The following is a 14,296-nucleotide window of genomic DNA, read 5'->3' as shown; positions in this document are numbered from 1 at the left end:
CGGGTCAGCTCCCGTCCGGGTGGAGCAGCAGGACCGCGGTGCGGCACAGGATCTTGACGTCCTGCCAGAGGCTCCAGCTCTCGATGTAGCGGTTGTCGAACCGGGCCCGGTCCTCGATCGAGGTGTCCCCGCGCAGGCCGTTGACCTGGGCGAGGCCGGTCAGGCCGACCGGGACGCGGTGGCGGTCGGCGTACTCGGGGTAGGCCTGGCCGAACCGCATGACGAAGTAGGGGCGTTCCGGGCGCGGGCCGACCAGGCTCATGTCTCCGCACAGCACGTTCCACAGCTGCGGCAGCTCGTCCAGCGAGCTGCGGCGCAGCAGTCGGCCGACGGCGCCCATCCGGTGGTCCTGGGAGATGTTCCAGCGGGTCGCCGACTCGTGTTCGTTGCTCGGGCGCAGGGTGCGGAACTTGAGGACGGTGAAGACCTTGCCGTCGAGCCCGGTGCGCTGCTGGCGGAAGAGCACGCCGGGGCCGGTGTCGAAGCGGACGGCCAGCGCGCAGAGCACCAGGACGGGGGCGAGCAGCAGCAGGCCGAGCCCGGCGGCGGTGACGTCCAAGGCGCGCTTGGCGGCCCAGCCGGGGCGGCGCATCGCCGGGCTGCCGACCCGCAGGCAGGGGAAGCCCCACAGGTGGTCGGCTCCGGCCAGCGGGCCGGCGGGCAGCGAGCCGTGCTCTCGCAGCGCGGGCACCAGCCAGACCTGGCAGCCGAGCCGGGCGGCGTCGCGCAGGGCGGCGGCGGTCTCGGCCTCGTCGGCGGCGCCGGCGGTGGCGACCACGTGGTGGATCCGGTGCCGGCGGACCTCGCGCTCCAGTACCTCGCGGCCGCCGAGGACGGGCAGGTCGGTGTCGCCGGCGAGCAGCGGCGGGTCGGCGTCGAGGAAGCCGACCGGGCGCATCCCGTACTCGCCGCGCTCGCTGAGGGCGGCGGCGACCCGGCGGCCGAGCCGGCCGGCGCCGAGCACCAGGACGGGGTTGGGGCGGCTGCGGCGGATCCGCCGGACCAGGTGGTAGAGCACGGCGCGGCCGACGGCGGCGATCAGCAGTTGGACGCCGAGCAGGACGGTGAGCCGGGCCGGGGTGGCCGGGCCGCAGTCGGGCCAGCGGCCGTCCAGGCAACCGGCCAGGGTGACGGCGAAGGCGGTGGCGACGACGGCCCGGACGGCCAGCGCGGGCAGTTCGTCCAGGACGGAGAGGGTGAGCCGGGTGCGGTAGAGGCCGCCGACCAGGTTGAGCACGAGCAGCAGGGGCAGGACGGCGGCGGCACCGAGCAGCGGCGCGAGCGGGACGGCCGGGTCGACGGCCCGGTTGGCGAGGCCGGTGGCGGTGCACAGCGCGATCGCGTCGACCTGGACCAGCGCGAGCGGCAGGGCGAGCCGGGATCGGACCGCCCCGCGGTGCCGGCGGGGCGGCGGAACCGTCCGGGTCTGGGCGGATCCGGCCGGGCGGTCGAGCAGCCCGGTGCCGGGCCGCCGCGGGCCGGACAGGGACCGACCGGATCGCGGCACGCTGTCGTGGTCAATAGTCATCAGCGCACGAACTCCCCTGCTGTGTGCCCGGGGTGACGGCGCCCCGGCACCGGATGGCGCGGAGCGGCCGTCCCGGCCCGGTGGGCGCGGTCCTGACAGCACCTGCTACCGCTGGCGGCTTTCGGTCCTCTCGCACCGGGCCCGGCCGCGCGAGGCGCGACCATGAAGGGCTCAGTCGCGAATTCCCGGCGTGAAATCGAAACGAAGCAGGCGAAATCCGACAATACATAACCTGGCTGCGTAGGCTGGAAGTTGACTTGCCGTTTCATTCCAGCCGCCCATTAATAGGTATTTCGGATTTGACGCCTCGTCCCTATCCGGTTGAGGGTGCGAATACGACGGCGCCGGATCGGCGGGCATTCACGGCATGTGAAACGATCAGATCCGCTCTGGGACACGGGCCCGGCGCCGCCCGGCCGCCGGACCGGCACCCAGCAGATGGCGGTACAGCGCGTCCACCTGTTCGACCACCGTGCGGACGTCGTGCCGGGCGACCACGTGATCGCGCAGCCTCGCCCCGCGTCGCTCACACTCGATCGAATCGGACAGCGCTTCCGCCATTCGGGTGGCGAGCGCGGTCACGTCCTCGGGCGGCACCACCGCCCGCCCCCGCTCGGCCTGGGGCAGGCACTCCCGGGCGCCCGGCACGTCGGTCAACAGCACCGGACGGGCCACCGCCATCGCCTCCAGCGGGGCCAGCGCCATGCCCTCCCAGCGCGAGGGCAGCACCACCAGGTCGGCCGCCGCCAGCCACGGCCTCGGGTCCGGCACGTCCCCGACCAGCCGGACCCGGGACGGCTCGGCCGACTCCCGGACCAGGTCCGCCAGCCGGTTCTCCTCGGGGCCGCCGCCGACCAGCGCCAGCCGGGCCTGCGGCACCGCGCGCAGCACCTCCGGCCAGGCCGCCAGCAGTACGTCCTGGCCTTTCTGGCGGCACAGCCGGCCGACGCAGACCGCGAGCGGGGCGTCCAGGTCCAGGCCCAGCGCGATCCGGGCCGCCCGGCGGTCCGCGGGTGCGTAGTGGCGCACGTCCACGCCGTTGGGCACCACCGCCCAGTCCGCGCTCACCCCGGCGGCGACGCCGTCGGCCCGCTCCTGGACGCTGACGCAGAGCAGGCGGTGCGCCCAGCGGCCGGCGAAGCGCTCCCAGTGCAGGGTGGCGGTGGCCAGCGGGCCCTCGACGGCGGCGAAGGACCAGGCGTGCGGCTGGAAGACGGTCGGCACCGCGCCGCGCACCGCCAGCCGGCCGGCCAGCCCGGCCTTGGCGCTGTGCAGGTGGACCACGTCGGGCGCGGCCGCCCGGACGATCCGGCGCAGCCGCCACGCCTCGGCGGCGGTGCCCGGGCCCGGCGAGCGCCCGGCGGGCCAGTCATGGACCAGCGCGCCCACGGCGGCGGCCTCCTCGGCCAGCCGGCCGCCGCCCGGGCAGGCGACCAGCACCCGGTGACCGGCCTCGCGCTGCCCCCGGACCAGATCGGCGACGACGCGGGCGACTCCGCCGTCCACGGGCTGTGAAATGTGAAGGATCGTCATATGCACGGCGGCGAGCCTAGGGTGGCTCCCCCGCGCCGGGCGGCCCTCGTCACCCGGAGGTGGCGGGCCGTCCACCCGTACGGCTTTCCGCTCGTACGGGTGGGCGGGCCGCTCGAATTCCCGGGCGAATTGCCGCGGGAAAGGCGAACTCGACGAACTCGGCGAGCTCAGTGAGCTCGGCGGACTCAGTGAGCTCGCGGACTCAGTGAGCTCGCGGACTCAGTGAGCTCGCGGACTCAGCGGACCTCGGCGGCCAGGTTGGCCAGCACCTGGTCGTGGATCCGGTTCAGGCCCTTCGGGGCGAAGGTGCGCTCGAAGAAGCCGCCGATGCCGCTCGCGCCCTGCCAGGTGGCCGAGACGACGACCTTCGACCGGCCCTCACCGGCCGCCGAGACGGTCCAGGTGATCACCATGCTGGAGTTGGCGTCCTTCTCCACCAGTTGGTCGGGCGAGGGCGCCGAGACGGTGAACAGGCAGTCCCGCACGCGCTTCTCGGTGGCCTGGAGCTTCCAGTGCACCTGGGTGCCGGCGCCGGTGCCGCCGACCCGGACCTCGTACTCGCTGTACTGCGGGGGCAGCAGCTTCGGACGGGTCACCCGGTAGTCGGCCAGCGCCTCGTACACCCGCTCGGGGGCGGCGTCGTAGTCCCGCTCGGTGGTGGCCTGCACCTGTCCCATGGCCTTGCTCTCCTCGTCCGGTGGTCTTCCGATTCTCACCGGCAAGCCAATCACAGCGCCGGGGGCGGAGGCCGACCGGACGGGCCGCTGCGGTGGCGGGGCGGCGGGATAGGGTGGCCGGTGTGCTCGATCTGGTGACAGCAGTGCGCTACGTCGACCCGCTGCGGTCCGGCGGCTCCGTCCCCGGTGTGGTGGAGACCGACGACCTGGGAACCTACGTGGTCAAGTTCACCGGCGCCGCGCAGGGCCGCAAGGCGCTGGTCGCGGAGGTGATCGTCGGCGAGCTGGCCCGGCGGCTCGGCCTGCGCGTCCCCGAGCTGCGGCTGGTGGACTTCGATCCGGCCGTCGCCGCGGACGAGCCCGACACCGAGATCCAGGACATGCTCAAGGCCAGCGGCGGCCTCAACCTCGGGATGGACCTGCTGCCCGGCGCGCGGGACTACCGGCCGGGCATGATCCCGGTGGACTCCGCCGAGGCCGGGCGGGTGGTCTGGCTGGACGCCCTCACCGGCAACGTCGACCGCACCGTCCACAACCCCAACCTGGTGGTCTGGCACGGACGGCTCTGGCTGATCGACAACGGCGCCGCGCTGATCTTCCACCACCGCTGGACCACCGCCGAGGCGGCGGTCGGCAGGCGCTACGACCTCAGCGCGCACGCGCTGGGCGGCTCGGCCCCGGACGTCCGGCTGGCCGACGAGGAGCTCGGCCCGCTGGTCACCGTCGGCCTGCTGGAGGAAGTGCTGGCGCTCGTCCCGGACGAGTGGCTGGCCGACGAGCCCGGCTTCGACTCGGCGGCCGCCGTCCGGCACGCCTACGTGTCCCACCTGGCCGCCCGGGTGGTGCTCTCCGCGCAGTGGCTCCCGGAGGGCTTCGCCACCCCCGAGCAGCTGCGCGAGGCCGAACGCCGCCGGGAGGCCCGGACCCGGGCCGGCCGGCCCGCCTGGCTCCAGGAAGTCCCGGACCTGCACGGCAAGCCGTCGGTGGAGACCGGCTGGGACCAGCACGTCGAGTGAGCGGGCCGGGGCTCGCCCGGAGAGGTCGGCCGGGCGGGGCCCGGGCAGGAAACGACCGGGGAGCGGACCCGGATGGGCCCGCTCCCCGGCTCAGTGTTCAGGTGTCGCCGTGGTCAGCGCGTCAGCGCCACCACTGGACCGCCTTCTCGGCGTTGATGATGCCCGCGCCGTAGAAGCCGTTGTCGTCCGCGCCGCCCTCGCAGGTGGCCTTGTACGCGCCGGTGCCGCCCGGGTTGTACTCGCCGGTCGGGCAGGGGTGCGACTCCGCCTGGTTGGTGAGCAGCTCGGTCAGCTCGTCCGGGTTGGCCCACGGGAAGGTGCTGGCGAGCAGCGCGACCACGCCGACGACGTGCGGGGTGGCCATCGAGGTGCCCTGCATGTAGCCGTACTTGTTGCCCGGGATGGTGGAGAGGATCCGGCCGTTCTTGTCCGGGGTGTCCGGGATCTGGTAGCGGGCGTCGCCACCCGGCGCGGCGACGGTCACGACGCCCTTGCCGTAGCTGGAGTAGTACGCCTTGTCGCCCTTGACGCCCACCGAGGAGACGGCGATGACGCCGGGCAGCTCGGTCGGCAGCGACAGGCAGTCGTTGGTGACCGGGCGGGTCACCTTGGTGGTGTCGTCCGGGCTGGCGACGTCAACGGTCTTGTGCGCCAGGTCGATGTTCTCGTTGCCCGCCGCGGCGACGTTGAGGACGCCCTTGCGCTGCGAGAACGAGACCGCCTTGCGGACGGCGGCGCTGATCGCGGCCTGGTCCTTGTCGTTCGGGCAGTTGAACATCCACGGGTCGACGTAGTAGCTGTTGTTGGTCACCTTGAACTGGTGCTCACCGGCCCACACGAAGCCGCAGATCGCGTACTCCGGGTAGATGAACCCGCCGTCGTCGACGACCTTGACCGCGGCCAGCTTCACGTTCGGGGCGATGCCGACGACGCCCTTGCCGTTCTTGGCGGCGCCGATCGTGCCGGCCACGTGGGTGCCGTGGTCGCTGGTGGTGGGCTGCCAGGACTTCCAGTCGGTGTTCGGCTTGCCGCCGTCGATGCAGGAGACCGACTGCGAGGCGTCCACGTTGGCGGCCAGGTCCTCGTGCGTCGCGTCGATGCCGGAGTCCAGCACACCGACGGTGACGTTGCGGTTGCCGAGCGAGAGCTTGTGCGCCTTGTCGACACCGATCTGACGCATGTCCCACTGGTTGGCCTCGTACGGCTCCTGACCGGCGGCGGGCGCGCCGGCGGGCTCGGCGGCGACCTCGGCCTTGGCCTGGTCGGCGGCGGTGATGCCCTTGGTGCGGCTGGCGCCGACGGAGTCGACGCCCTTGGCCTGACGCAGCTTCTGCGCGAACGCGGTGTCGTCCGAGCGGGCGATGACGACGCCGATCTGCTCGTACGAGTACACCACCGAGCCGCCGAGGGCGGTGATCGCCTTCTCGACCTTCTGCACCTGGCCGTGGTTGGCCTTGGTGTTGACGACGTAGCTGAGCAGCGGACCGGTCGTCGAGCCCGCCGAGGGGGCCGCGACGGCGGTGCCGGCCGGGAGCGCGAGGGCGCCGGCGGTGGCGAGCACGAGGCCCACCGCCGCGAACCGGGTCCGGCTGATCCGAGGAACTCTCATAGGGGTTGGCCCTCCCGAGTCGTCATGCGGCAGCTGCGGTGTGGCAGGTGCGCCTGGAATGATCGGGACGCTAATGAATATTCGCTGATAAGCGCAAGAGGTAGTCATCTAATCGTCACATGTTGGCCAACATCGGAACCGAGGAGTCCGGAGGCCCAACACGTCAACAGAGTTGAAGAGTGTTAAAAAGTGACGGTTCGCCGACGTGCTACGGTGCGCCGGGCAGTGAGTACAGCGCGCGGGCGTTGTCCGCGGCGACCAGCCGGGCCAGCCGCCGCGCGTCCGCCGCCGAACAGGCGCCACCCGCCTGCCAGTCGGCCAGCACCGCCCCCAGTCCGTACCGGAACTGGGCGGCGCCCACCAGGTACAACTCGGGCAGCCCGTACGCGTCGGTGGAGAACAACAGCTTGCCGAACGGCGCCAGTTCCAGCATCTCGCCCAGCACCGCCGCCACCCGCGGGCCGGTGTAGGAGGCGGTCAGCCCGAGGTCGGTGTACACCGTCGGGAAGGCCTGGGCCAGCCACCCGGCCTGGCGGTGGTACGGGTAGCAGTGCAGCAGCACCAGCGGGACGCCGCTCGGCTCGGCCGCGCGCACGAAACCGGTCAGCAGCGACGGATCGGCCCGGTGCAGGGTGAGGTCGGGATCGCCGAAGCCGGTGTGGAGTTGGAGCGGCAGGCCCAGCCCGGCGCAGACGTCCACGGCCGTCCAGAGCAGGTGGTGCAGCAGCACCGGGTCGGCCAGCCGGCCCCGCCCGCCGCGCAGCCAGGCGCCGGCCGCGGCCACCACGGCCGCCCGCGCGGGCCGTTCGGCGGGGGCGGCCAGGCCGTGCCGGTAGGCGAGCACCGACTTGACCGCGACCGCACCCGCGGCGGCGGCCGCCAGCGCCTCCCCGACGGCCTGCGGCCAGGACTCGGCCGGGCCCGCCACCGCCTCGGCCACCGACTCCAGCCGGACCACCTCGTGCACCACCGCCCCGGCGGCCGCGGCCAGTTCGCCTAGCGGCAGCAGCGGAAGGCCCGCGGCGGTGGTCAGCCCGGTGTCCACCAGGCAGGTGTCCAGCCCGGCGGCGGCCAGCAGCCGGCGGGTGGCCTCGGCGCCGCCCAGCTCGCGCCGCCGGGCCAGGTAGTCGGCGGCCGGGGCGTGCGCGGGCAGGCCGAGGGCGGGCGGGCACCAGCGCCGGACGGCCAGGCCGAGCGCGCTGTCGAAGGGCGAACAGCCGGGCGCGGGCGGTCGGTCGGACTCGGTGAGCAGCCCGGCCAGGGTGTCGTCGGCGAGGTCGGCCGCCACCACGCTGTGGCAGTGGTGGTCGACCAGCCCGGGCAACGCCAGGGCCCCGGCGGGCACCGGTCAGTACCGCCAGCGGGTGGCGGCGACCAGCTGCTCGGGGGTGGCGACGGCGTACTGCTCGCCCTCGGCCCGGCGCACCGCCAGCACCGCCTCGTACAGCGGCCCGCCGAGCGCCTCGCGCAGCACCGCCGATCGCTCGAACGCGGCCAGCGCCTCCGCCGGGCCGGTCGGCAGCCGGGGCACCGAGCCGGGCTCGGCGGCGGCCGGGTCCCCGGTGAACTCCGGTGGCAGCGAGAGGTGTCGGTCGAGACCGACGAGACCGGCGGCGAGCACCGCGCCGACCGCCAGGTACGGATTGGCGCTGGCGTCGAAGCACTTGACCTCGGCGTTGGCGGCGGCGGCCCGCTCCCCCGTGGAGCCCGTCACCAGGCGCAGCGCGGCCTCGCGGTTCTCCAGGCCCCAGCACTGGTAGGCGCCGGCCCAGTGCGAGGGCACCAGCCGCAGGTAGCCGGCCGGGCTGGAGCAGCCCAGCACCAGGAGTTCGGGCAGCGCGCCGAGCACCCCGGCGAGGAAGCCCTCGGCCTCGGCGGTCAGGCCGTGCGGGCCGGGGCCGCCGTGGCCGAGGTTGTGGCCGTCCCGCCAGAGGCTCAGGTGCAGGTGCCCGCCGTTGCCGACCGCGCCGGGCTCGACCACGGGGGCGAAGGAGACCCGCAGGCCGTGCCGGGCGGAGACGGCCCGCACGGTGTGCCGGACCAGGACGGAGGTGTCGGCGGCGCCGACCGGGCCCTCGGGGGCCACCGAGACCTCGAACTGGCCCGGGGCGTACTCGGGGTGGATCTGCAGGACGGTCAGCCCCTGCTCGCCGAGGGCGCGCAGGACGTCCCGCAGGTAGTCGGTGAGGTCGGTGAGCCGGTGCATCCCGTACGCGGGGCCGTGCGTCGGGTACTGCGGCTCGTCCTGCGGGCCGCCGGCGAGGGCGACCACCCACTCGACCTCGATGCCGGCCCGCAGGGTCAGCCCGCGCTCGGCGGCGGCGGCCTCCATCCGGCGGGCGAACAGCCGCTGGCAGCCGGGGTGCGGGGTGCCGGCCTGGGTGTGCCGGTCCCCCGGGGCCCAGGCCCAGCCGGGCTGGGCGGCCAGCGGGACGACCCGGTCGAGGTCGGGGTAGAGCCGCAGGTCCCCGGTGGGGCCGCCGGTGCTCGGGCTGGTGGTGATGCCGTCGTCGGCGAGGAAGACGTCGAAGCAGGGTGCGGCGCCGACGCCCCACTGCGCGGCGTGCACCAGGGCGCCCAGCGGGACGGCCTTGACCCGGGTGATGCCCGCGTTGTCCACCCAGGTGACGGCCACCGCGTCGACGGCGGCGGTGCGCAGCCGGTCGACGGCGGCCTCGGCCTGTTCGACGCGCGCGGCGCACGGGGGCAGCGTGACGGCGGCGAGGTGCCCACCGAGGCCTCCGGCCGGGCCGGTGGAGCCGGTGGCGGACGCGGCGGGGCCGGCGGCGGTTCCGAGGGTCATGCCCCCATGTTGCCCCGCCCGTCGCGGCCGGGTAACTCCCCTATCGAGTGGTCCCCGTGGACGCCTGTCCGCCCGTTCACCCGTTCGGACCACCGCCGCCCGCCTGACCCGCCGTCCCGATGCCTTTTGTGACGCCCGCACCCCTTCCTACTCGCGGGTAGCTTCGCTACAGTGGCCGGACGCACCACCGCCGGGCTACGGGAGCCGCACCGGCGGGGGCCTGCGGTCGCCGTGTCCACGGCGGGCGCGCGGTGCGTCATTCACCGGCCGGCGCCGCGAACCGCGGCGGGCCGGGTCTCCTTCCTCGTATCAGAGCCGCTTCCTTTCACCCTTGAGCGCCTGAGCACCACGGCACACCCCTCAGTTCGGCCGGAGCGGACCGGCCGCCGCGGCGGTGTGCCGGAACCCGTCATCTCCCCAGCCCCGCGCGCGGACCCTCCCCCGGCGGCGGCCGCCCCCGCCGCACGCGCGGGCGCGGCGGCCCGGCCGCCGGGGCGTGCGCGGGCCCTTCAGGACTAGGAGTCAGGACAGATGGAGCGTCCCTTTTCCACGGTCGCCGTCGTCGGCCTCGGCACGATGGGTGCCGGTGTCGCGGTGGCCGTCGCCAGGAGCGGCCGCCGGGTGATCGGCATCGAGGCCACCGAGGACTCGGCCGCCCGGGCACTGGCCCGGATCGAGGAGGCGACCGCGCACGCGGTCGACCGGGAGCGGATCACCGCCGGGGAGCGCACCGCGCTGCTGGCGCTGATCTCGGTCGGCCACGAGCTGTCGGCCGCCGCCGGGGCCGAGCTGGTGATCGAGGAGGTGCCCGAGCAGCTGGAGCTGAAGCGGGAGCTCTTCGCCGAGCTGGACCGGATCTGCCCGGCGGGGACGGTGCTGGCCACCGGCACCACCGCGCTCTCGGTGACCCGGATCGCCGCCGCGACCGCCCGCCCGGAGCGGGTGCTGGGCCTGCACTTCTTCAACCCGGTGCACAGCATGAAGCTGGTCGAGGTGGTCCGCACGGTGCTGACCTCCCCGCAGGTCGCCGAGGACGCCGCCGCGTTCGCCCGGGACCTCGGCAAGGAGCCGGTGGCGGCCGGCGACCGGGCCGGCTTCGTCGTCAACGGCCTGCTGTTCGCGTACCTGAACCAAGCCGCCGCGATGTACGAGTCCAAGTACGCCTCCAGGGAGGACATCGACGCCGCGATGCGGCTCGGCTGCGGCCTGCCGATGGGCCCGCTGGCGCTGCTCGACCTGATCGGCGTGGACACCGCGCGGACCGTCCTGGAGGCGATGTACGAGCAGTCCCGGGACCGCCTGCACGCGCCCGCCCCGATCCTCGGCCAGCTGGTCGCGGCCGGGCTGCTGGGCCGCAAGTCCGGCCGCGGCTTCTACACCTACGAGGCGCCCGGCTCGTCCAGGGCCGTCGACGCGGCGGCCGGCCCGGCGCGGGCCGCGGTGGCGGGCCGGGAGGTCCGCGCGGTCGGCGTCTGCGGCTCGGGCACCATGGCGACCGGCATCGCCGAGGTCTTCGCCAAGGCCGGCCGCCCGGTGCTGCTGGCCGCCCGCAGCCAGGAGAAGGCCGACCGGGCCAAGGCGCAGCTGGCGAAGTCGCTGGCGCGCGCGGTCGACCGGGGCCGGCTGAGCGCGCAGGCGCGGGACGCCGCGCTGGCGCTGGTCACCCCGGTCGGCCAGTACGCCGAGCTGGCCGAGGTGGACCTGGTGATCGAGGCGGTGGCCGAGGACCTGGCGGTCAAGCGCGAGCTGTTCGCCACCCTGGACAAGATCGTCAGGCCGGGAGCGGTGCTCGCCACCACCACCTCCTCGCTGCCGGTGATCAGCTGCGCGACGGCCACCTCGCGGCCGCAGGACGTGATCGGCATGCACTTCTTCAACCCGGCGCCGGCCATGAAGCTGGTCGAGGTGGTCTCCACCGTGCTGACCGCGCCGGACGTCACCGCGACCGTGCTGGAGCTGACCGCCGAGGTCCGCAAGCACCCGGTGGAGTGCGGCGACCGGGCCGGCTTCATCGTCAACGCGCTGCTCTTCCCCTACCTGAACGACGCGGTGCGGATGCTCCAGGAGCACTACGCGACGGTGGACGACATCGACACCGCGATGAAGCTGGGCTGCGGCTACCCGATGGGCCCGTTCGAGCTGTTGGACGTGGTCGGCCTGGACGTCTCGCTGACCATCGAGCAGGTGCTGCACCAGGAGTTCCGCGAACCGGGCCTGGCCGCCGCGCCGCTGCTGGAGCACCTGGTCGCCGCCGGCTGCCTGGGCCGCAAGACCGGCCGCGGCTTCCGCGACCACGCGCGCCGGTGACCACGCCGGCTGCCGGGGGCGCCGCCGCGCGCGAGGCGGCGCCGCCCGGGACCGGGTCCGGCCCGGCCAGACCGGGCTGGAGCCCGGGGACGGTGTCCGCGCGCTGGCCCAGACCGGCCGTCACCGGCCCGGTCGCACCGGTCCGTCGGGGAAGGGCCGCGGCCGAACCGCCGGGGCCGTGTAGCGTTCCGGACATGGATCGGGTTCAGTCAGCCACCCCGCAGCACTCCGCCGGACCGCGCGGCGCCGACCGGACGGGCTCCTCGACCGGGGGCACCGGGCCGGAAGGGGGGCCGGGCAGCCGCCGGGCGGCGGCGCAGCGCCAGCAGATGCGTCAGGACCTGGCCACGGCCGCGATGGAGCTGTTCTCCTCGCAGGGCTACGAGGAGACCACGGTCGACCAGATCGCGGCCGCCGCCGGGGTGGCCCGGCGGACCTTCTTCCGGTACTTCCGGTCGAAGGAGGAGGCGATCTTCCCGGACCACGACGACACCCTCGTCCGGGTGGCCGACCTGCTGGCCAGCGCCGAGCCGGAGGAGCACCCGCTGGACGTGGTCTGCCGCGGCATCAAGGAGGTGCTGCGGATGTACGCCTCGACGCCGGGGGTGTCGGTCGCGCGGTACCAGCTGATCCGTCAGGTCCCGGCGCTGCGCGAGCGGGAGATCGCCGTGGTGGCCCGGTACGAGCGGCTGTTCACCCGGTACCTGCTGGGCCGCTTCGACACCGGGGAGTCCATCCCGTCGGGCTGGCAGCGCGGCGGCGAGGACGACTCGATGCTGGCCGAGGTGTCGGCGGCGGCGGTCGTCGCGGCGCACAACCACGTGCTGCGGCGCTGGCTGCGGGCCGGCGGGCGCGGGGACGTGGAGGCGCAGCTGGACCACTCCTTCGAGGTGATCCGGCGGACCTTCTGGGCCTCCAGCACGCCGGGTGCCAGACGCCGCGGCTCCCTGGTGGCACCGGGTGCCAATGGGGCTCCCGGTGACGTGCTGGCCGAGAGCGCACTGAGTGCCAGTCCTGGAGGTGAGGTACTCATCACAGTCGCCCGGACGGACGCTCCGCTGGACGTGGTGGTGGACAGCATCCGGGCCGCACTGAGTGGCGCCAGGGAGTCCTGAGCCCATCATTTAGCCAGTTCAGGGCGATATCGAGGGCCCGCGTCGAGCAGTCGACGCGGGCCCTTTCGATATCCGCCGCAGCGCGTTCAGGGGCCGCTCCAGCGCGCCGGAATTCGTGACACCCGGTGTCTTTACGAGTGGCACAGGGTGCCACTACCTTGTTACTCGCCAGTCGCGGCGCCGCGGCTCCCCACCTCGGCGCGCCGTCGTCCGGCGTTCCCACACCCCGGGAGCAGTGCGCGTTCGGCCCGGTCCACCCCGGGCGCCCAGCCCGACCACCCACCACCCACCTCAGCGAAGCCGGTGTCCGCTCCCGGCTACCCCAGACGCCCTGTGCCCTCACACAGGTACGCCTTCGGAGGCAGCCATGCAGGAAATCCTCGACGCGATCCTCAGCAACGACGCCACGTCGGAGGACTTCGCCGCCGTCAAGCTTCCCGAGTCCTACCGAGCGGTGACGCTCCACAAGGACGAGGAGCAGCTGTTCGCGGGCCTCGACAGCCGCGACAAGGACCCCCGCAAGTCCCTTCACCTCGACGAGGTCGCCCTGCCCGAGCTGGGCCCCGGCGAGGCGCTGGTCGCCGTCATGGCCAGCGCGGTGAACTACAACACCGTCTGGAGCTCGATCTTCGAGCCGGTCTCCACCTTCTCCTTCCTGGAGCGCTACGGCCGGCTGTCGCCGCTCACCAAGCGCCACGACCTGCCGTACCACGTCCTCGGCTCCGACCTCGCGGGCGTGGTGCTGCGCACCGGCGCCGGCGTCAACGCCTGGAAGCCCGGCGACGAGGTCGTCGCGCACTGCCTCTCCGTCGAGCTGGAGTCCCCGGACGGCCACAACGACACGATGATGGACCCCGAGCAGCGCATCTGGGGCTTCGAGACCAACTTCGGCGGGCTGGCCCAGATCGCCCTGGTGAAGACCAACCAGCTGCTGCCCAAGCCCAAGCACCTCACCTGGGAGGAGGCCGCCTCCCCCGGCCTGGTCAACTCCACCGCGTACCGCCAGCTGGTCTCGCGCAACGGCGCCGGCATGAAGCAGGGCGACAACGTGCTGATCTGGGGAGCCAGCGGCGGCCTCGGCTCGTACGCCACCCAGTACGCGCTGGCCGGCGGCGCCACCCCGATCTGTGTGGTCTCCAACGACCAGAAGGCCGCGATCTGCCGCGCCATGGGCGCCGAGGCGATCATCGACCGCTCCGCCGAGGGCTACCGGTTCTGGAAGGACGAGCACACCCAGGACCCGCGCGAGTGGAAGCGCCTGGGCGCGAAGATCCGCGAGTTCACCGGCGGCGAGGACGTCGACATCGTCTTCGAGCACCCGGGCCGGGAGACCTTCGGCGCCTCGGTGTACGTCACCCGCAAGGGCGGCACCATCGTCACCTGCGCCTCCACCTCCGGCTTCATGCACCAGTACGACAACCGCTACCTGTGGATGTCGCTCAAGCGCATCGTCGGCTCGCACTTCGCCAACTACCGCGAGGCCTTCGAGGCCAACCGCCTGATCGCCAAGGGCCGGATCCACCCGACCCTGTCCAAGGTCTACTCCCTGGAGGAGACCGGTCAGGCCGCCCTCGACGTGCACCACAACAAGCACCAGGGCAAGGTCGGCGTGCTCTGCCTGGCGCCGGAGGAGGGCCTGGGCGTGCGCGACCACGCGCTGCGCGAGCAGCACCTGCCGGCGATCAACCGCTTCCGGAACGTCTGAGGC

The 14,296-nt window shown here is 73.9% G+C and carries 10 protein-coding genes; 4 read left to right on the top strand and 6 right to left on the bottom strand.

Annotation, left to right across the window (positions count from 1 at the left end; all coding sequences use genetic code 11):
* Positions 1 to 4 precede the first annotated feature (4 nt).
* From ACIP37_RS16220 to ACIP37_RS16210, 3 genes are all read right to left on the bottom strand, one after another.
* Positions 5 to 1,528, bottom strand: coding sequence for a sugar transferase (locus tag ACIP37_RS16220; protein ID WP_400807565.1), 1,524 nt, complete (start codon positions 1,526 to 1,528; stop codon positions 5 to 7).
* 378 nt (positions 1,529 to 1,906) lie between these two features.
* On the bottom strand, positions 1,907 to 3,061 hold the full coding sequence (locus ACIP37_RS16215) for a glycosyltransferase (RefSeq protein ID WP_363618563.1): 1,155 nt from the start codon (positions 3,059 to 3,061) through the stop codon (positions 1,907 to 1,909).
* 236 nt (positions 3,062 to 3,297) lie between these two features.
* Entirely contained in the window at positions 3,298 to 3,738 is a 441-nt protein-coding gene (locus ACIP37_RS16210) for an SRPBCC family protein (protein ID WP_363580607.1), read from the bottom strand.
* Positions 3,739 to 3,860: 122 nt separating this feature from the next.
* Here ACIP37_RS16210 and ACIP37_RS16205 point away from each other — a divergent pair, with 122 nt between their 5' ends.
* Positions 3,861 to 4,754: a HipA family kinase gene (locus tag ACIP37_RS16205; RefSeq protein WP_363580605.1), complete on the top strand. Its 894-nt coding sequence runs from the start codon at positions 3,861 to 3,863 to the stop codon at positions 4,752 to 4,754.
* A gap of 121 nt (positions 4,755 to 4,875) precedes the next feature.
* On the opposite strand, the gene ACIP37_RS16200 is transcribed toward ACIP37_RS16205, so the two are convergent.
* The 3 genes from ACIP37_RS16200 to ACIP37_RS16190 form a co-directional block, all read right to left on the bottom strand.
* Entirely contained in the window at positions 4,876 to 6,363 is a 1,488-nt protein-coding gene (locus ACIP37_RS16200; RefSeq protein ID WP_363580603.1) for a S8 family serine peptidase, read from the bottom strand.
* A gap of 208 nt (positions 6,364 to 6,571) precedes the next feature.
* Entirely contained in the window at positions 6,572 to 7,708 is a 1,137-nt protein-coding gene (locus tag ACIP37_RS16195) for an amidohydrolase family protein (RefSeq protein WP_363627916.1), read from the bottom strand.
* Positions 7,709 to 7,711: 3 nt separating this feature from the next.
* Positions 7,712 to 9,166: a glutamine synthetase family protein gene (locus tag ACIP37_RS16190; protein WP_363580599.1), complete on the bottom strand. Its 1,455-nt coding sequence runs from the start codon at positions 9,164 to 9,166 to the stop codon at positions 7,712 to 7,714.
* A 531-nt stretch (positions 9,167 to 9,697) separates the two neighbouring features.
* Between ACIP37_RS16190 and ACIP37_RS16185 the strand changes: the two genes are divergently transcribed.
* The 3 genes from ACIP37_RS16185 to ccrA all read left to right on the top strand — a co-directional run bounded on the left by ACIP37_RS16185 (position 9,698) and on the right by ccrA (position 14,293).
* The gene (locus ACIP37_RS16185; RefSeq protein WP_400807560.1) at positions 9,698 to 11,473 is read left to right on the top strand and encodes a 3-hydroxyacyl-CoA dehydrogenase family protein; all 1,776 of its coding nucleotides are present in this window, start codon (positions 9,698 to 9,700) and stop codon (positions 11,471 to 11,473) included.
* 194 nt (positions 11,474 to 11,667) lie between these two features.
* Entirely contained in the window at positions 11,668 to 12,588 is a 921-nt protein-coding gene (locus ACIP37_RS16180; protein ID WP_363580595.1) for a TetR family transcriptional regulator, read from the top strand.
* 367 nt (positions 12,589 to 12,955) lie between these two features.
* Positions 12,956 to 14,293: a crotonyl-CoA carboxylase/reductase gene (gene ccrA / locus ACIP37_RS16175; RefSeq protein WP_363580593.1), complete on the top strand. Its 1,338-nt coding sequence runs from the start codon at positions 12,956 to 12,958 to the stop codon at positions 14,291 to 14,293.
* Positions 14,294 to 14,296 lie beyond the last annotated feature (3 nt).

Source organism: Kitasatospora sp. NPDC088861 (assembly GCF_044750105.1).
In the GTDB taxonomy this organism is placed as follows: domain Bacteria; phylum Actinomycetota; class Actinomycetes; order Streptomycetales; family Streptomycetaceae; genus Kitasatospora.
This window is presented reverse-complemented; position numbering and strand designations above follow the sequence as displayed.